At 45.1% G+C, this 17,855-nt stretch carries 20 protein-coding genes and 1 pseudogene; 10 read left to right on the top strand and 11 right to left on the bottom strand.

All coding sequences use genetic code 11. The annotated features are described in order from the left end of the window. On the top strand, nucleotides 1-552 hold a 552-nt coding region (locus tag P5683_RS15870), incomplete at its 5' end, for an HNH endonuclease (RefSeq protein ID WP_315644957.1). Between the two features lie 302 nt (nucleotides 553-854). Further along, nucleotides 855-1,331 (top strand): universal stress protein, encoded by a 477-nt coding sequence (locus P5683_RS15865; protein WP_006621229.1) that lies wholly within the window; start codon nucleotides 855-857, stop codon nucleotides 1,329-1,331. A 78-nt stretch (nucleotides 1,332-1,409) separates the two neighbouring features. Here P5683_RS15865 and P5683_RS15860 read toward each other — a convergent pair whose 3' ends face one another. Both P5683_RS15860 and P5683_RS15855 read right to left on the bottom strand, forming a co-directional pair. Next, nucleotides 1,410-1,709 (bottom strand): 2Fe-2S iron-sulfur cluster-binding protein, encoded by a 300-nt coding sequence (locus P5683_RS15860; RefSeq protein WP_006620154.1) that lies wholly within the window; start codon nucleotides 1,707-1,709, stop codon nucleotides 1,410-1,412. Nucleotides 1,710-1,853: 144 nt separating this feature from the next. After that, entirely contained in the window at nucleotides 1,854-3,920 is a 2,067-nt protein-coding gene (locus P5683_RS15855; RefSeq protein WP_315644956.1) for a TolC family protein, read from the bottom strand. A 99-nt stretch (nucleotides 3,921-4,019) separates the two neighbouring features. Between P5683_RS15855 and P5683_RS15850 the strand changes: the two genes are divergently transcribed. Both P5683_RS15850 and P5683_RS15845 read left to right on the top strand, forming a co-directional pair. After that, complete coding sequence (locus P5683_RS15850) at nucleotides 4,020-4,205, top strand: hypothetical protein (RefSeq protein WP_315645495.1); 186 nt, start codon at nucleotides 4,020-4,022, stop codon at nucleotides 4,203-4,205. Then, complete coding sequence (locus P5683_RS15845) at nucleotides 4,162-4,731, top strand: helix-turn-helix domain-containing protein (RefSeq protein WP_315644954.1); 570 nt, start codon at nucleotides 4,162-4,164, stop codon at nucleotides 4,729-4,731. The genes P5683_RS15850 and P5683_RS15845 overlap by 44 nt, the downstream gene beginning before the upstream one ends. A gap of 70 nt (nucleotides 4,732-4,801) precedes the next feature. On the opposite strand, the gene rimM is transcribed toward P5683_RS15845, so the two are convergent. Further along, entirely contained in the window at nucleotides 4,802-5,440 is a 639-nt protein-coding gene (gene rimM / locus P5683_RS15840) for a ribosome maturation factor RimM (RefSeq protein ID WP_315644953.1), read from the bottom strand. A 75-nt stretch (nucleotides 5,441-5,515) separates the two neighbouring features. On the opposite strand from rimM, the gene P5683_RS15835 reads away from it, so the two are divergent. The 5 genes from P5683_RS15835 to eno all read left to right on the top strand — a co-directional run bounded on the left by P5683_RS15835 (nucleotide 5,516) and on the right by eno (nucleotide 10,269). Continuing rightward, complete coding sequence (locus P5683_RS15835) at nucleotides 5,516-6,811, top strand: tetratricopeptide repeat protein (RefSeq protein ID WP_006621235.1); 1,296 nt, start codon at nucleotides 5,516-5,518, stop codon at nucleotides 6,809-6,811. A gap of 31 nt (nucleotides 6,812-6,842) precedes the next feature. After that, nucleotides 6,843-7,376, top strand: coding sequence for a hypothetical protein (locus P5683_RS15830; protein WP_006621236.1), 534 nt, complete (start codon nucleotides 6,843-6,845; stop codon nucleotides 7,374-7,376). 2 nt (nucleotides 7,377-7,378) lie between these two features. Next, nucleotides 7,379-7,780 (top strand): DUF2809 domain-containing protein, encoded by a 402-nt coding sequence (locus P5683_RS15825; RefSeq protein ID WP_187758472.1) that lies wholly within the window; start codon nucleotides 7,379-7,381, stop codon nucleotides 7,778-7,780. Between the two features lie 171 nt (nucleotides 7,781-7,951). Further along, nucleotides 7,952-8,959 (top strand): 2-hydroxyacid dehydrogenase, encoded by a 1,008-nt coding sequence (locus P5683_RS15820; protein ID WP_006621238.1) that lies wholly within the window; start codon nucleotides 7,952-7,954, stop codon nucleotides 8,957-8,959. A gap of 35 nt (nucleotides 8,960-8,994) precedes the next feature. Further along, nucleotides 8,995-10,269: a phosphopyruvate hydratase gene (gene eno / locus P5683_RS15815; RefSeq protein WP_006621239.1), complete on the top strand. Its 1,275-nt coding sequence runs from the start codon at nucleotides 8,995-8,997 to the stop codon at nucleotides 10,267-10,269. 59 nt (nucleotides 10,270-10,328) lie between these two features. On the opposite strand, the gene P5683_RS15810 is transcribed toward eno, so the two are convergent. The 3 genes from P5683_RS15810 to rsmA are packed head-to-tail and all read right to left on the bottom strand — an operon-like array spanning nucleotide 10,329 to nucleotide 12,541. Beyond that, the gene (locus P5683_RS15810; protein ID WP_006621240.1) at nucleotides 10,329-10,697 is read right to left on the bottom strand and encodes a DUF3082 domain-containing protein; all 369 of its coding nucleotides are present in this window, start codon (nucleotides 10,695-10,697) and stop codon (nucleotides 10,329-10,331) included. Nucleotides 10,698-10,727: 30 nt separating this feature from the next. After that, the gene (ispE, locus tag P5683_RS15805; RefSeq protein WP_006621241.1) at nucleotides 10,728-11,675 is read right to left on the bottom strand and encodes a 4-(cytidine 5'-diphospho)-2-C-methyl-D-erythritol kinase; all 948 of its coding nucleotides are present in this window, start codon (nucleotides 11,673-11,675) and stop codon (nucleotides 10,728-10,730) included. 41 nt (nucleotides 11,676-11,716) lie between these two features. Next, nucleotides 11,717-12,541, bottom strand: a complete 825-nt coding sequence (gene rsmA, locus P5683_RS15800; protein WP_315640432.1) for a 16S rRNA (adenine(1518)-N(6)/adenine(1519)-N(6))-dimethyltransferase RsmA — start codon at nucleotides 12,539-12,541, stop codon at nucleotides 11,717-11,719. A 760-nt stretch (nucleotides 12,542-13,301) separates the two neighbouring features. On the opposite strand from rsmA, the gene P5683_RS15795 reads away from it, so the two are divergent. Then, complete coding sequence (locus P5683_RS15795) at nucleotides 13,302-13,520, top strand: DUF2949 domain-containing protein (protein WP_035759814.1); 219 nt, start codon at nucleotides 13,302-13,304, stop codon at nucleotides 13,518-13,520. Between the two features lie 106 nt (nucleotides 13,521-13,626). Here the strand turns inward: P5683_RS15795 and P5683_RS15790 are convergent, their stop codons facing one another. From P5683_RS15790 to P5683_RS15770, 5 genes and pseudogenes are all read right to left on the bottom strand, one after another. Then, complete coding sequence (locus tag P5683_RS15790) at nucleotides 13,627-14,724, bottom strand: alanine--glyoxylate aminotransferase family protein (protein WP_006621244.1); 1,098 nt, start codon at nucleotides 14,722-14,724, stop codon at nucleotides 13,627-13,629. A 57-nt stretch (nucleotides 14,725-14,781) separates the two neighbouring features. Beyond that, nucleotides 14,782-15,672 carry an indole-3-glycerol phosphate synthase TrpC gene (trpC, locus tag P5683_RS15785; RefSeq protein WP_006669856.1) on the bottom strand — a complete coding sequence of 297 codons (891 nt, stop codon included), beginning with the start codon at nucleotides 15,670-15,672 and terminating at the stop codon, nucleotides 14,782-14,784. 162 nt (nucleotides 15,673-15,834) lie between these two features. Further along, nucleotides 15,835-16,170 (bottom strand): photosystem II reaction center protein Psb28, encoded by a 336-nt coding sequence (gene psb28 / locus P5683_RS15780; RefSeq protein WP_315640426.1) that lies wholly within the window; start codon nucleotides 16,168-16,170, stop codon nucleotides 15,835-15,837. Nucleotides 16,171-16,351: 181 nt separating this feature from the next. Continuing rightward, on the bottom strand, nucleotides 16,352-17,344 hold the full coding sequence (locus P5683_RS15775; RefSeq protein ID WP_006621247.1) for a PRC-barrel domain-containing protein: 993 nt from the start codon (nucleotides 17,342-17,344) through the stop codon (nucleotides 16,352-16,354). Between the two features lie 51 nt (nucleotides 17,345-17,395). After that, nucleotides 17,396-17,657: pseudogene (locus tag P5683_RS15770) on the bottom strand (chromosome segregation protein SMC); the annotation flags it as partial. Between the last annotated feature and the right edge of the window lie 198 nt (nucleotides 17,658-17,855).

Raw genomic sequence — 17,855 nt, 5'->3', positions numbered from 1 at the left:
GAGCACGGTTTTGAATGGGAGTTGGGAAAGGTGACTTTCCTTTCGACCCCTACCGTCTGGCAAATGTTAAGGGCATGGACAGCTTCAAGATGCGGAAAGGCAAACCACGATAAGTTAGGAAACTACTTCAAACGTGGAAAAATTAAACTTAGCAATGGAAAAGAAAGACAGGAAACTTGGTTATTTCAAACCAGAGATGGACTCACATTATGGCAACATGATTGGACTCCATTGGTCAGACACACGCTAGTTCGCCCGGACGCGACGCCATACGACGGAAATTGGACTTACTGGGCAACCAGAAAAGGACAAGCAATCGATACACCGACAAGAGTAGCCAAACTACTCAAAAAGCAAAAAGGTAAGTGTGCCTGGTGTGGGCAATACTTCACCCCATCAGATTTAGTTGAGGTAGACCACATTGTACCTCGAAGCCAGGGTGGTAAAGATGAGTACAAGAACCTTCAGCTATTACACCGCCACACCCGCGATGACAAAACAGCCCTAGATGAGGCTGATGCTGTGTCCTTAACAGAGGAGCAATCAAACTAGGAGCCGTGTGAAGGGAAACTTTCACGCACACCTTTTAAATTGGAGGGGTAGGTCTATCTCGACCCCTAATTGAATTGAAAATCGGTTATTTTTCCTGCCTCTGTAGGGTTGTTATAGGGTGTACCCGTCTAGTGTTTTCCCCAAGACTTAGTTTCAGAAATCTTATAGATGATGAGTAACGGAGTCGGGTGTGAGATTCCTGTTAAATTGCTTCAGGAAGACGAAAGAGGGAAACAATGAGCCAGAACCCTTGAGCGATAGCCCTTGAGAAGTAGGGTATCAATATCAAAGGGAGTTGAATCATGGCATATCATAGGATTTTAGTAGCGCTAGATAGATCGAATCATAGCGAACTGGTTTTAGAGCAGGCGATGGAACTAGCGCAAAACAACTCAGCGGAACTAATGATTTTTCACCGCCTGGAGGTGAGCGAACCGGACCCCTATGGTTTTAGCGATCTTCATGCGACTAATATTGCTCGTTACTCGCGAATTATGCAGGATCGGCTAGAGAGTGAACTGGACCAGATCCGCAGTTGGCTAACAAGTTGTACTCGTCGTGCTACGGACCAGAATATCACTGCTGACTGGAATTGGAAAATGGGGGATGCGGGGCGGTGCATTTGTCAAATAGCCAAAGACTGGAATGCGGATCTAATCGTGGTAGGACGCAGGGGATACGAGGGGGTAATTGAGGCGTTGCTGGGAAGTGTGAGCAACTTTGTGGTTCATCGCGCCCCCTGTTCGGTTTTAGTAGTACAGAGTAGCGATCGCCATTAAGAAAACATTAAGATCAAACGAAATCAAATAGCGATCGCCCAATTGTAGGGAACAGAGTCCCGGTAAGTTTAAACGGATCTATTTAGGTTTAGTTCTAACACTTACCGGGCCATTAACAGTAGTTTGACAAGCCAAGCGGTAGGTATCAGGTTTTTTCTTGAGCATTCGTTCTTCCACCGGAGTTTTAGGGGAGAGATTTTCCATACCCTCAACCACTTCCACAATACAAGTACCACATTGACCGTAGCCGCCACAGTTGAGGAGTTTTCCCTTTAAGGTATACAAATCAATCTGATTTTCCATAGCTTTGAGTCGGAGATTTGCGCCATCAGCGGCAATAACTTCGCGGTTTTCGTTGACAAAATTGATGTTAGCCATGATGAATTTTTGAATCTAGGAAGGTTAGGTTGACAGAGATTTTGTTGTGATCGGACAAGGCTTTGAGGAAAGGAAGTTTCCCAAAGTGTCTACCAAATAATCCGTTTTTGGGGAAACCGACATCCTTGGACAAGTGAATTGCAGTTAAGGTTGATCTTGAAGGATATTATCGGGGAGATTGCTAACAAATCGCCTCAATTGAGCCAGAGCGCGGTTATAACCAATAATTGCTCTGAGTAACTGGTTTTGGGCGCGAGTGAGGCTAGTTTCTTGGTTAATGACATCAGTTTGAGTACCGACACCAGCTTGGAAACGGAGTCTAGCCAATCGGAGAGCTTCTGTAGCCTCCTCAACGCCTAAGTTAGCAACTCCAATGTTCTCAAAACTAGCTTGTAGGTTAAAGAAAGCCTCTTCAATTTCTCGGCGGATCTGGTTGCGGGTTTGGGAAAAGCGTTCTTCAGCGATCGCTATACCAAGTTCCTGTTGTCTAGCCCTAGACCTAGCCGCACCCCCATCAAAGAAATTCCAACGTAGCTGTAGTTGAACATTATAACCATCAGCCCAACCCTGAGCCGCAAAGCGATTAGCGTCATCAGAAAGCTGTCCAAGAACGTTATAACTAGCGGAACCAGTTAAATTAGGTCGAGTTGCAGATAAAGCCTGTCTGCGTCTTTCTGCAGCTAGATTACGGTTAACTAACTGTGTTTCCAACTCGGGGCGATTCCTATAGGCGAGGATGATAGTTTCATTGAGGGTAAATTCCCAAGTTCCCGCCAAGGATATCGGGTCTGCTGCCACTAAATTGACATTTTGACTGACATTTAATAGGCTAGCGAGATTGCGCCGAGATGTTCTTTGGGTGCTAATAGCGTTAGTCAAATCCTGCTGGGTGCTGGCGAGGGTAACACGAGCCTGTAAAACCTCAAACCGAGTACCCACCCCAGCGCGTTCGAGGGCTTCTGCATCCTCCAAACTTTTTTGAGCATTGCGAACAGCGGCGCGCTGAATTTCGACTTCCGCATCGGAGGCTTGTAGGTTATAGTAGGTTTGGGCGACGCTAAGATAACTTTCTTCAATCACCCGTTCGAGTTCTAACTCTGCGGCTCGCAGTTGCTGTTCGGCTTCTCTAATTCGCGATCCTCTGGCTCCACTTAAACCAAAATCATATTGAATTTGCAGGGAGTTATCAAAGCTGGTAGATCCAAAGGGGATCTGAAAGGGGGTTGTGTCAATTTCACCTCTGGCGGCGGCTTGACGACGTTGATTGCGAATCCGACGATTTTGGGCGCGGGTGGATATGGTGGCTCCTGCTGTTTCGGAACGGGTCAAGCTGGAGGTGAATGATAGGGAAGGGAACAGTTCTGATTGAGCAACTCGCAACCCCGCGAGATTTTGCTCAACCTGGAGTTGTAGAACTTGGATTTCTGGGCTGTTGCGCCGCACCAAATCAAATGCTTGTTCTAGGGTAATGGGAACGGTTTCTTCGATTTCTACTTCCCCAGGTTGGGTAGGAAAATACAGGGGGTTACTGCTGGGTAAAACTATTGAAGGTGGTTCTGTGCGTAGGGTTCCATCTGGATACCTTGGGGGGTATGGCTCGGTAGGGGGTGTCAAGTCGGGGATTTGAATTTCTGGTGTATCTACTTGGGACAGTTGTACTGGTGCTGTCAGATTATTTGCGATCGCCGATTGACCATGAGAATTGTTACTGATAGCCACTTCTTGTGAGGGGCTTTCGGAAGATACCTCTGTGGCCGAGTTTACATCAGTTGAGGGGGCGATCGCATCATGGTTAGGAGACTTAGCCTCATATTTTCCCGGTAAGTCTACTGATTCTAAGGCTAACCCATCATGGTTAGGAGACTTAGCCTCATATTTTCCCAGCAGGTTGGGGGGGGTTTCCATGAACCCGTCGTTACTCAAGGTTTCTCCAATGGTGTCATGGGAAGACAATTCTGGAGTCTGTGCGTCAATTTGACCAGCTACAAGGCTAGTGTCGTTAGGTTCATGGTCAGTAATGGGGGTTTGATCAGTTGGTGAGGCTACAAATTTGGTTGGTTTTTGCTTGAGAGTTGATTCTTGAGTTAGAGGATGGTCAGATGAGCTATCCTGGGACTCAACAGGCGAAGGCACTGCTTCTCCCTGCCCAACATTGAACAACACAATTGCTCCACTCACTCCCACAGCCATCAAATAGCGAAGAACAGGCATAATTTTTTCAATATAGTCAGTCTGCAAGTCCAGAACTCATTTTAAAGCAAGGTTGAAGTATTACTCGAAAATGCCCAATATTAATCGCCATTTTCGGGAATGATGGTAATTTTCACAGGCCTGGGGGCGTTGTCAGATGGGGCATTGAGGGGTGTTTTCATTAATGCGATCGCTTTTGCCAATCAAAATCTCCGTATTTTTACGGACATCTTAGCAGTGATTGGTCTTCAAAATTCGAGAAATGTCCGAGAAATTACTGTTGGTGTTTCTGGGAATTTATCCTAACCTGAATATAAGGGCTGCCAATTACTTAGCTGTCAGCCTACCTATGCTCCAATTGCTCCATCCCACACCTGCTATGATGATGAAACCGATATCGTTCTCCGAAAAAAATTTACAGGATATCCCCCAACTGCTTCGTCAACTCCGGGGAGATTTAGAGTTATCCCAAGCTGAACTGGCGGAATTTCTGGGTGTATCTGCACAAACTATTAACCGCTGGGAAAATGGACATTCTCAACCTTCCGCCATCTCGATTAATTTGATGCAACATAAGTTAAGTTCTTTGGATTCTCTCAAAGATGTCAAAACTGTTAAGGCTAATTTATCACAGCCTAGTAATAGTCTACGACAGGCTGATGTAGCCCGCATTCTTAATGTTTCGTTTCAGCGAGTGCAGACTATTAGGAAGCGACATTACATAGAATTTACCTGGGATAATACTATTGATGCTTGGGTTACATCTCGGGAACAAGTACAGCGCTATATTGACAATAAAGGGAAGCGTCGGAAACGAACAATTGATAATTAATGAATTGCCCACAGCCCTGGAGCCAAGGCCTACTTGGTCTCTAGTATTACCTGATAATATTCGAGGGGGGCTATGTTTGCGATTCGATTAAGCCTTGGGGAGGGGTGATTTCCAAACGGCGATTCTCTAAATCCACAACGGGGACGATCTCCTTAACAAAGGGAATTAATAAGGTTTTGGGTTGCTTGGCTTTGGTTGGGAAATGGCGCTTGCGTCGTTTGTTTTTGGGAATGTTCTGTAGTTTGGCTTGTCGTTCAGTATCGGCGGCGAGGTCTTCCTCGGTGGGGGTAAAATTTAACTGGACCTCTAACAAGTCATTTCCGGCGGGGATGACATCAATAACTGTACCGATCATGTCTTGGGTGTCTTGATTAAAGACTTCTAAGCCAATCAGGTCTAATACATAAAACTCATTATCGTCTAAATGGGGGCGCGCGCCATATTGAATGAATAGGCGACTATCCCGCAAGGCTTCCGCTTGTTCGCGGGTTTCCACCCCTACCATTTCAATAGCATAGAGTCCTTTTCCAGGAATAAACCTCCCCCCCAGAAGTTCTACGGGTGATGGTTCATTTTGTCCGGGTTTTTGTAGCCAGCGGGTTCCGGGTTCGATAAATCTTTCCGGGAAGTCAGAATTTGGATATACCCGCATCTCGCCATCTAAACCCTGAGCAGCTACAATTTTACCAATTTCGATCCAATCAGACATCTAGCCAGTCTCCTGAACCCCGACACAACACATGATAAGATTTCAGCATTTTAACCAGCATTGGCTTAGTAACTTATGACGCGGAGTTCTCGACAAGTTCCCATTTTCTCCCTACCGGGGGGAACTATCAAGCATCGTATCCCACAACAACAAGCTAGTTTAGCTGTGATTCCTATTCTACTATCTTTGGGTACGACTACAATTTTTGTGGAACCTCTACAGTGGGACGGGTCTAGGTCGAGTTCCCACATTGTAGCTCAGGCGGTAACTGAGTCGGACTGGGAATTGCGCGATCGTGTTCAAACTGAGGTAGATAGTTCTTTTCGCCGCACTCTGGCTTTATTGAATTTAGTGCTAGTGTTCCTATTTTTGCTCCCAACTATCGCGGGGGTGGGAGTCTGGTTTTTGCTGTCTAAGTTGACGGATCAAGTATTTATTGTTCAGCAAGAAATTGAGAGCCTGAAAGCTGATGCTATTGGTCAAATTGAACAGAGTATTAATGAGGCGAGAAATACTCTCTATCAATTGGAACAAAATACTACTAAGGCTGATGAAGCTATCGAGAGTCTCAAGGTGCAAACTATGATTCAAGTCCCTGAGTCGGAGACTGATGATTCCCTAGTCTCGCCAGTCTCGGAGACTACCCAAAACGCGATCGCTAATAATTCCGCTGGGATATCTGATGATTCTAATTCTCAGACTCCTGAGACGGCTGAGACTTCTGAGGATAAGGAAAAAGAACCGGAAACCCCTAGTCGTGATCGCATCATAGCTGAGGCTCATGAGCTGGCTAAACAGGCAGAAAAGTTATTTTTGTCAAATCAATTAGAATCGGCAGTAGATGCTTATAATCAGGCGTTAAAACTTGAGCCTAATTTGGCGGAAGTTTGGAATAATCGAGGGGTGGTGTTAACCAAACTCAAGCGCTATCAAGAGGCGATCGCTTCCTATGAAAAAGCCATCCAAATTCGCACAGATTATCCTGATGCTTGGAGTAATCGTGGGGTGGCTTTAGGGAAACTTAATTATTATCAAGCCGCGATTTTTTCCTATGACCGGGCGCTCGCTTTAAAACCTGATTATTTAGATGCTTGGAATAATCGCGGTCAAGCCTTGATGAATTTGGAACAGTATGACGAGGCGATCGCTTCTTATAATCAGGCTGCTAAAATTCGTCCTAATTTTTATAAAATCTGGTACAATAAGGCTCGTTGCTATGCCCTCACGGGGAATCGAGAATTGGCGATCGAAAACCTTAAACGCGCCCTGCGGATTAACCCAGATGCCGTGCAAAAGTTTGCTCAACAAGAACCTGATTTTGCCGGCATTTGTCAGGAACAAAGATTTCAACAATTGCTGAAAACTAAATAATTAAAGTTAGGTATTGGGAGATTGACTAAATATGATAAATTTGACTAAAACCTATCTCTATATGGTGGCAGGATGGCTGTTATTGATGGGTTGTTCGGGGGTATCATCCGCAGCTATACCGTCAGAAATTCAGGAATTAAACCCGACAGATATCTGGGCGCAAAATCCCTCTTTTATTAACCGTAACTCCGCGAGTCAACGCTTTTTAATTCAGAAAGAAGTTAACCATACCAGGAAACGGTTAAATCCTTTTTTGAATACATGGATATTGATAGCCGTGTTAATTCCTAGTACCATATCAATCACAATTTTAGTCTGGTTTTTCCGACAAGCACAACAGGTTAAAGCCTGTTGCCAAAACCTAGAAGCCTATAAAGAAGAAATCCTGGAACAGATTAGATATATGACCGAAAATGCTCAGGATATTATTGATGAACTTGATGCTACTGTCAATCTTAGCGAGGTACAAATAGAGGTAATTGCATCCCAGATTCAATCTTTATCTATTGAGGATGGCAGCAACTCTGCTTTTACTGTGGAAACCGAAAATTTAGAAGTTAAATAATCATGAAACGCTATCGCTTAATAATCTTGATGTGTTTAATAATTGTGATTCCCATTGGCTGGTTTAGTAAATTTTATAGCGGGCCATTTGATGGGTGGATTAACGATTCCGTATCCTCGATATTTTATGAGATGTTTTGGGTGTGGTTAGTGGCATTAATCTGGCCGCATCTTTCCCCCATATCCGTAGCGGTGGGGGTATTTATTGTTACCTCAATTTTGGAATTTCTGCAATTGTGGAATCCGCCAATTTTAGCTATGATGCGATCGCATATTATCGGGAAACTCCTATTAGGAACTACCTTTGATTGGTGGGACTTTCTTTATTATGCTATAGGTTGTATCTTGGCGGCTTTAGTATTAATTACTGTCCGAAATAAGATCGGACTCCCAAATCATCAATAATACTATCAAGATTTGCCTACAAAATTTCTGCTCAATAGAGATTTTCTTAATCTTTTTTTAAGTTCAATACCTTGACCTATCCCATATAATACGGTCAAGTAAGCAACCAAGTTAGGGCGATCGCCTGGTAAGCTAGTAGGGACAATTGTTGAAGAGGTTTATAACTTGACTATGAAAGTTGCTGTTTTTGGTAGCCAGCCCTACGATACTAAATTCTTTGATGCGGCTAATGCCCAAGGAGGAAGTCCCCATGAGTTAGTTTACTTTGAAACCAGGTTAAGGGCGAAAACCGCCTCCTTAGCCGCTGGTTTTCCGGTTGTTTGCGTTTTTGTGAATGATGAAGTAGATGCCACCACCCTAAAAACCTTAGCAGCCAATGGCACTAAATTAATAGCCCTGCGCTGTGCTGGATTTAATAATGTTGACCTGAAAACAGCAGAAGAAGTAGGTATTTCTGTAGTTAGGGTTCCAGCTTATTCACCATATTCAGTAGCTGAACATACTGTGGGTTTAATCCTTACATTAAACCGGAAACTGCACAAAGCCTATAACCGAGTCCGGGAAGATAACTTTACCCTGAATGGTTTACTAGGTTTTGACCTACATGGTACTACCGTTGGCGTGATTGGCACTGGCAAAATCGGGATGATTTTCGCTCAGATTATGCACGGTTTTGGCTGTCATCTTTTGGGTTATGATGCCTACCCTAACGATGATTTTATCAAGTTAGGAGATGCCCGATATGTAGATTTGCCGGAACTGTTTTCACAGTCAGATATTATCTCTCTGCACTGTCCCTTATTACCAGAAACCCATCACATTATTAACCAAAATGCGATCGCTCAAATGAAGCGAGGGGTCATGTTAATCAACACCAGTCGCGGACCTCTGGTTGATACAGTTTCTGTCATTGAAGGGATAAAATCCGGGATAATTGGCTACTTGGGAATTGATGTGTATGAACAAGAGGAAACACTTTTCTTTGAAGATTGGTCCGATGAAATTATCCAAGATGATACATTTCAGCTACTCCAATCTTTCCAGAATGTTGTGATTACAGGTCATCAGGCATTTTTTACCCAAAATGCCCTAACTGCCATTGCCGAAACCACCATGGCGAATATTAGTGAATTTGAGGAAGGCAAACCACTAACCAATCCGGTTAAACTACCTCATTAACCATCAAACCATCTTAATCAATTAAGGAGAAATTAATGTACATTGACGAAATTATTGCTGGCGAGATTCTTGATTCTCGTGGGAACCCCACCGTGGAAGCCGAAGTAATTTTAGAGGACGGAACCCGTGGGAGTGCCTTAGTTCCCTCTGGCGCTTCAACGGGAGAAAAAGAAGCAGCAGAATTACGAGACGGCGACCCGAAACGCTATGGCGGCAAAGGGGTTCTAAAAGCCGTTGAAAATGTCAATAATCGTATAGCCCCGGCTTTAGTTGGTATGGATGTCACCCAACAGCGGTTAATTGATTTAACCATGATTGAACTGGACGGCACACCCAACAAATCCCAAATGGGGGCTAATGCAATTTTAGCGGTTTCCTTAGCCGTAGCGCGCGCGGCTGCTAATTACTTAGGAATTCCCCTATATAGGTATTTAGGGGGCAGCAACGCTTGTGTATTGCCCGTTCCTTGCATGAATGTAATTAACGGTGGGGTTCACGCCGACAATACTGTTGATTTCCAGGAGTTTATGATTGCTCCCCATAATGCCCCCAATTTTGCGGAATCTATCCGTATGGGTGTGGAAACTTTCCATAGTCTTAAATCGCTGTTGAAAAAGAAAGGATTAAGCACTGGAATTGGCGACGAGGGTGGATTTGCGCCTAACTTAAAATCTAATGATGAGGCGGTTGAGTGTATTTTAGAGGCGATTACGGCGGCGGGATATAAGCCAGGTGAGGATATTTCCATCTGTCTCGACCCAGCCACTTCGGAATTGTGGAAAGATGGTAAATATCTGTTTTTCAAATCAGATCAATCTACTAAGACTCCTGAAGAAATGGCGGAATTGTGGAAAAGTTGGGCTAATCAATACCCGATTATTTCCATAGAAGATGGTATGGGAGAAAATGATTGGGATGGTTGGAAAGTGCTAACTAATTCCATTGGTGATAAGGTGGAACTGGTGGGGGATGATTTATTCTGTACTAACCCGGCTATTTTGGCAGAGGGTATTCAAGCCGGAATTGCTAATTCAATTCTGATTAAGGTTAACCAAATTGGGACTTTAACGGAAACTTTAGATACAATTGAGTTGGCGAAAAAACATAATTACAAGTGCTTTGTGTCCCACCGTTCAGGAGAAACGGAAGATACTACTATCTCGGATTTGGTGGTGGCAACTTGCACAGGTAAAATCAAAACTGGTTCGGGTTGTCGCGGTGAACGGACGGCTAAATTTAACCAACTGCTACGCATTGAGCGAGACTTAGGAAAGGCTGCTAAGTTCGCGGGTCGTGCTGCCTTTGTGTAAGGTATAATTAAGTAAGGCGAAATCGGTGGAGACCAGGGGTTGACTGTCTCCACTGTTCGCTATTTTTCAGAGGCGGAATTTTTTTGGGTTAATCGGACAAATAAGACTTGGACGGTTAAGGCTAATAAACCCAAAGAGGCGATGGTAAATATTCCGGTAACTAAGGCAGCACCCCCAATTACTAAGGTGCGAATGGCTATGGAAATTTGCAGGGCGGTTCGATTATCGGAATAGATGTTTTGGTTGGCAAAAGTGTGAGCGATCGCTGCTGTTAGGGAATACATGGCGATCGCAAAACCCCCAGAAAACAATCCTCCCATCAGCACCTGAAAGGGGTTGACTGATGATAAATCCGGCGATAAATCACGGCGAGACTGGTCGCCGGAATCAGAAGTAGAAATTGATGATTTTTCAGGCAGATCAGACATAATTGATGCACTCTCAAAAAATAGGCAAGTTTAAGATTCAGCCAAATGAATACCTGTGGAGACAAATTTAGTAGTCCACAATAATAAATTCTGATTAGCGATTTGATTTTGGACAGCATCGGAAACCCGGTCAGCTTCCGCCTGACTCTCCACTAAAGCGAATACGGTCGGACCGGAACCAGACATCATCGCGCCCAAAACTCCTTGTGCGATAAACGCATCTCGCAGGTCTGCGACTTGGGGATATTCAGGTAAAGCGACTTTCTCTAAATCATTGTGCAACAACTGACCAATTTTAGCCCCATCACGTTTCATAATAGCTGCTACCATAGGTCCTGAATGCACCCGTTGCTGACGACTTTTCAGATCATCGGCTTCAGAAATGTATGAACTGCTGAACTGCTGGCGGTAGGTTTGATAAGCCCAAGGGGTGGATATAGCGATATTACGGAACTTAGCGAGGACCACATATAAGTTATCTAAATTCAGCAAGGGTGATAGTACCTCTCCCCGTCCGGTAGCTAGGGCTGTTCCGCCACTGATACAGAAGGGAACATCAGAACCAATTTCAGCGCCTAGGGTTTGTAGTTCATCTTGGGTTAAACCGAGATCCCAGATTAAATCTAAACCTACCAACACCGCCGCCGCATTGCTGGAACCGCCCGCGAGTCCGGCGGCTACGGGTATTCGTTTGTTAATTTCGATTTCGATACCGCCATAACGCGCCATCATATCGGGGAATTGTTTAACCATCAAGGCTGCTGCGCGATAGGCGAGGTTACTATGGTCGTTGGGGAGGCTAGGGTCGTTGGAGCGAATGGTAATGGCATCTATACCAATAGGGTTAATGGTAATGCGATCGCTTAAACTGATAGTTTGCAGGACCATAGCGAGTTCGTGGAAACCATCGGGGCGCGATCCGATAATTTCTAAATACAAATTAATCTTGGCGGGAGCAATTAAGGTGACAGAACGCATTAGTAGTAGTGTAAGGTAACACAAGGCAAGTTTACCATTGATTATTGAGGGGCTAATAGCAAATTACTGAGTTGAACCCATTGTTGTAGGCTGAGGTCTTCTGCGCGGACTTGGGGGTTGATGTCTAATGTTTCCAGCAGTTGGTTTAATGTTTGCGGTTCTACCTGGCTTTTGAGGTTATTGCGTAACATTTTGCGACGGGTAGAAAATCCTAATTTAACTAGGGTCTCAAGAAGTTGGGGGTTTTGGGCGGGGGATGCTATGGGACGAGGACGCAGGCGGACTACGGCTGAATCGACTTTAGGGGGCGGATAAAAGGCTGTGGCGGGGACATGACAGATCCAGTCACATTCGGCTAAATATTGGACTCTGACTGATAAGGCTCCAAAGGCTTTGGAACTGGGTTTAGCACAGAGGCGCGCGCCTACTTCTTTCTGTACCAGTAGCACGATCGCATCAAAGGGTTTAACTGCCGGTTTAGCAATAGTTCCCAGTAACCCTTCGATGATTGGTCCGGTAATATTATAGGGAATATTCGCCACTACCTTATTGGGGTTTTGGAATTTGGGAAATCCGCTCAGGTATCCATTCAGGTCGAAGTTGAGGATATCTCCTTGTAGCAATAGGAAGTTATCGATTTTGCCAAATTTTTTGGCTAGTTGAACACAAAGATCGCGGTCAATTTCCACAGCTACCACTGAGCTGACCTTGGGGAGTAGCCGTTCTGTTAATATACCTGTTCCCGGTCCAATTTCCAAGATGCGATCGCCCAGAGATAGATCCGCAGCTTCTAGGATATGGTTCAGGGTCGCACGACTGCGTAGCCAATGTTGAGCAAATCGTTTCCGAGGTTGGGGGGAAGGCATAGTTCAGGTAGGTCCACGATACTGCGATGATTAGGATATCAGGAATTAGCCATCAATTGGTTTTTCTTGATTCCCGTGGTCCTAGCCTAGGTCTGAGAATTTGGCGCAATTGCATCAAAGTTTACAGAAATCTCCAAGCCGACATCAAATTTTTACCCAAATTCAGATTTATGTGATATGATACCGTTCCTAGTAGATTGTTTTGTTGCCTTTTCAGTCAACACCTCAGTTCTACAATAGTTAGGTGTGAGAAGCGAGCGGAGGTCCTGGCTGTCCTCAAGTAGCAGCAATAAGCTGTTGTCACCAGAGGTCTGCTCGAGTTGCGCTTCAATCCACAAATTAAGGATGGTCAACTCATTATATGCACGCTTATTGGTGCATGATTCTAGTGATTGATAGGGTCTAACTTCTGTTAGGGATATGGCAAATATCCGACTTAATCAATCAACGGAACCCGTAGCAGAATCAGCCGCTTAATTCGGTTAGTTTGTAGAGCGGAAGATATCAAGATCCTGCTACCTCACCAATGAAAGTCCGCCGTGATTTTCAAATCTTGCGGAATTTAATTAGAGACCGATGTAGGTTCGTAGCAGTGAACCCGGCTTACGGTACTGGTGGGCTTTTACCCCTGGTGCTAAGGGGTGGGTATGCTTTGCGCTAGTTGCTTAATCAACGTATACAACAGCCATAGATTTGGATTTCTTTGCGAAGTCAACAGACAGATCAGGTGGTGTCTACTATCTAGGAGGTGAAACCAAAATTGACACCCACAAAATATGCACAATTTCTGAATTTTTTAACAGAAGAATTATCAATTTCCCAGGCTTCTATTGAGGCGGCACAGAGGGTACATAAGCGGTCAGAAGAGAAACATAAGTATCCTGATCCAAGTCCCCTATCGATGACACTTTGGCAATATGGACTTGTGACCCTTGAACAACTTGAGAAAATCTTTGATTGGCTGGCAACAGCTTATTGAGATCTAAAAGCAGAAACGGGGTTTCTAGGTTTTTGATGGTCTCACCAAGATGGTCATAGAAACCCAGTTTCTGGCTATGATGGCGCTTTAACTGTCAAACTTTATTTTAGTTCAACTGTTGGAGGGTAGTTTCTAAGGCGGCGATCGCACAAAGAATATCGCGATCGCAAACAAAACCCAAATGCCCAATACGGAAGATTTTACCCTTGAGGTGATCTTGTCCTCCAGCCAAAACGATATCAAACTGTTTTCGCATGATAGAGCGCACCTTTTCCGCGTCTATAGACTCAGGAGGGCAAACCGCAGTTATAGCGGGACTAGCAGCATGATCGGGGGCAAATAGGGGCAAATTCAGGCCTTTGACGGCATCCCGTGTCATGGTCATTAAGCGATGATGACGGGCAAAAATATTCTCTAACCCCTCGGCTTTCATCATTTGCAAACTCACCTGGAGTGCATAAAACAGATTAACCGGGGGGGTAAAGGGGTTAGTATTTTTAGCTGCGGTTTTCCGGTATGGTCCCAGGTCGAAGTAATAGCGGGGTAGGTCAGCGGTTTTGTAGGCTTCCCATGCTTTAGGACTGACAGAGACAAAAGCTAGTCCTGGGGGAATCATATAACCCTTTTGGGAACCGGACCCTACCACATCTAATCCCCATTCATCAATAGGAAGATTAACAGCGCCTAAACTGGTGACTGCATCAACAATAATTAGGGCTTCCCCGTGGTTTTTGACGTGGCGGTTGATGGTTTCCAGGTCATTGAGAACCCCGGTTGAGGTTTCGCTGTGGGTGATAATGACTGCTTTAATTTGCTTTTCGGTGTCGGCTTCGAGGACTTCGCGGAATTTTTCGGGGTCTAGGGGTTGTCCCCATTCAGCGGAAATGATTTCTACATTTAACCCGTATGCTGTAGCGACTTCCGCCCAGCGATCGCCAAATTTACCGTTACAACCACATAAAACGCGATCGCCACGTTTGAGGAAATTAATAATTCCCGCTTCCATTGCACCAGTCCCGCTGGCGGTAAGGATTAAGACATCATTTTGGGTTTGGTGTAGCCATTTGAGGTTTTCTTGTACCTCCGCCATAATTTGACTAAAATCACCGCTGCGGTGTCCTATGGGGTGTTTAGCCAGGGCGAGTAATGCTTTTTCGGGTACTGGGGTTGGTCCCGGAATCATCAACATTAACTTATCATCCATTGCGGTATCTATCCGTATTTGTACTAGGTTAGGGGGAACTAACTATTCTACTGGCTTTTAAGCTCTAGCTAACATTTGTTGCAGGGCGATTTGAGGATCTGGTTGTTTAACCAGGGATTCCCCGATTAAGACGGCTTCCGCGCCAGCTTGGAGTACAATATCTAGGTCGGTGCTTTGATGCAAACCGGACTCACTGACCACCAGGATATTACTGGAGTTGATTTGCGATCGCCGTTTTTCTAATAGGGTGGTTGTGGTGTTGAGGTCTACGGTAAAATCGGAGAGGTTGCGGTTATTTATGCCAATCAGGTTAACTCCATCAAGTGCCAAAACGCGATCGAGTTCCGCGAGGGTATGAACTTCTACCAGGGCAGTCATGGTGAGCATCTTAGCAATTTTGAGAAAATATTGCAGATCCTGGTCAGACAAAATGGCTGCAATTAGCAAAACTGCATCAGCCCCATGTAGTCGTGCTAGATAGAATTGATAGGGGTAGATCATGAAATCCTTGCACAGTAGGGGCAGATCTACGGCGGCGCGGACTTTCGCGAGGTTTTCAAAGCTACCCTGAAAGAATTTTTCGTCAGTTAAAACGGAGATACAGCTTGCGCCGCCAAGTGAGTAACTTTTAGCGATCGCCACACAGTCAAAATCTTCTCTAATTATGCCTTTACTAGGGGAGGCTTTTTTCACTTCTGCGATGACGGCGGGACGGGTAGCCGAGGTTTTTAGCGCCCCCAGAAAATCCCGACAGGGGGGCAAGTCCATCACCCGTTTTCTTAATTCTAGTAATGGTAGGCGATCGCGTTTTTGGCTAACTTCCTTTTCTTTTTGCCAGACTATTTCTTCTAATATATGTCGTGGTTTAGCATCTGGTGTGACTATTTGGTAACTGAGATTGAGGACATCAACAGAAGGGTTAGGAGAATGGCGGCGAATTTCGATCATAGTTTCCGTAAAATTATCATCAGCTATCTAAGAATTATATGTCGAGTCCGCCCATAGTATACTGACATAATTTTAACCAATCACAGTTGGGAGGATAGGGAGGAAAACCCCGCCGCCAAGCTATAGTCATGACGGTGGGAGTTTCCATAACTACCGGATATGTTAGGACTTATTGAATTGTAAACCGTTTTCTTCAGCATAGCGACCCATAAATCGCATAAACCTATCCCACTCTTCAGGGCTTCTCATTAAGTAAGTCGCCTCAATATCGGTAGCTTTACCATTAATGAATTTTCCCTTAACTTCACGAGTGACAATTTCTCCTTCCTCGTCAATCAAATACATCCCAGTAATTTCCTCAGTCGCATCATCAGCCAAAGCCTTGGGATTTTGGAAACGAAATGTAGCCGTTCCTTGGCTACCATCTCGGGAACGAGTCAATCGCACATCTGGGATTACTTCTTCGTCAACTCCCCGTGAAAATTGAATTGAAACCATAAATAACTATGCAGTCAAATACTAAACATTTGCCAGCTTAACATTTTTCGATCGCCCCTGTCTCCCTAAAAAAACAGACTCTGGCGCTACATAGCTACCACATTTTGCAAAATTTGTCAACCCCCCAATAGGAATCCCACGCCATGACACGATCGGAATATTTAGCGTGGGAGTAGGTTAGTTAGTAGCCGCCGGGTTCTTCCTCATATTCGGGCATTTTCTTTTTGTCAGGAATATTGACACGGGGGGCTTTATAAGGTTTAGGGGTTTCATCATCAGCCCAAGCATCAGACTCCACATCATCCTCATATTCATACTGATATTCTCGGGCATAGAGACGTTCTTGGCGGGGCGGTTCTATCGGCACATATTCCGCATCATCATAATCATCTCGTTCAGCATCTCCCCAGTTATCATCTTCATAATCATCATAAACTGGTTCAGGCTGTCTAACGGGGGGAGGGGCGATCGCCTCTTGCCAGGTTTCTTCTTCTTCCCAGGCTTCCTCAACCGGGGCGGGGGTGCGATATTGTTGTTGTGGTGGTGCTTGAGGAACACCAGTACCCAATTGGTTAGCAGGTTTAACCGTGGGGGGATAATACATTCCTTCTTCTTCGCGGTTCCAGGGTGCTTCACCCAGTCCGAGACGTTCCAGAACACCGACCGTCAACTGTTGAAGTTGATCTTCCGAGCCTTCAAAGACAATTAAGCGGTTCGGACCACTACTAACGATCGCATCTATGGAAAGTTCATAGGTACTAATAACCTGATCTGGAATTTGTGGGAAACCCAGAGAGGCAATAATAATGGATTCGAGCTTACCATCACGGGTATCGAAGCGGAAGCCCCGCACTCGTCCGAGGGGTTCTCCGGTTTCTGTAATTACCTCACTGTTGATCAAATCGCTGTAACCTTCTATATCAACATCATCTTCAAGAACCTGGTCGTTATCCACCAAGATCACGTCGCCGATCTCACAGATCCTGTTGAGATAGATGTATTTAGGGAGTCCAGCCACAGCCAGAAAATTGTCTCGCAACCCCAGGGCTACAATTTCTCGTCGGTCCACATCAACCCACAACTGGCTAACGACTCCTAGTCGCTTACCGCGATCGCGGGTAATCACTTGAGTGCCGAGAAGATCGGAACGTTGGCGGATATGTTCAGATGTCATACTTGGCTAAATTTAATTCCAAACGTAAATATATGTTACCGGGTCAACTTACTACAGTTTGATACCCAGAACCTGAGTATAAGCCCCCCTAGCTTGTGTGACCCCAGGTCTGCTGGGAGGCTTCCATCATTGGGCGACGCAGACTAACCACAATAAACTGGGCTTGTTCTGCTTCTCCTTTAATCATTTTAGCTAATAGTTCCACATTTGCCCCGTCGAAGAACATATCGACCTCATCGAAGGCATAAAATGGGGAGGGTCGGTAAGGCTGGAGGGCTGTTAGGGACTTCTCCCCTCCCGACATATAAGCCATGTAGGTTGGGTGAAACCCAACTACTGGGTAGGTTGGGTGAAACCCAACATCACTGATAGGGTGAAACCCAACATAACTGAGAGATGTTGTTGTTGGGTTCCGTACCTCCACCCAACCTACTAAATAGGCGATCGCCTTACCTCCTGGGTAGGTTGGGTGAAACCCAACATAACTGAGAGATGTTGTTGTTGGGTTCCG

The organism is Limnospira sp. PMC 1279.21, assembly GCF_032349615.1.
Lineage (GTDB): Bacteria > Cyanobacteriota > Cyanobacteriia > Cyanobacteriales > Microcoleaceae > Limnospira > Limnospira fusiformis.
Note: the sequence above shows the minus strand (reverse complement) of the source record. Positions and strands in the feature narration are given on the sequence as shown.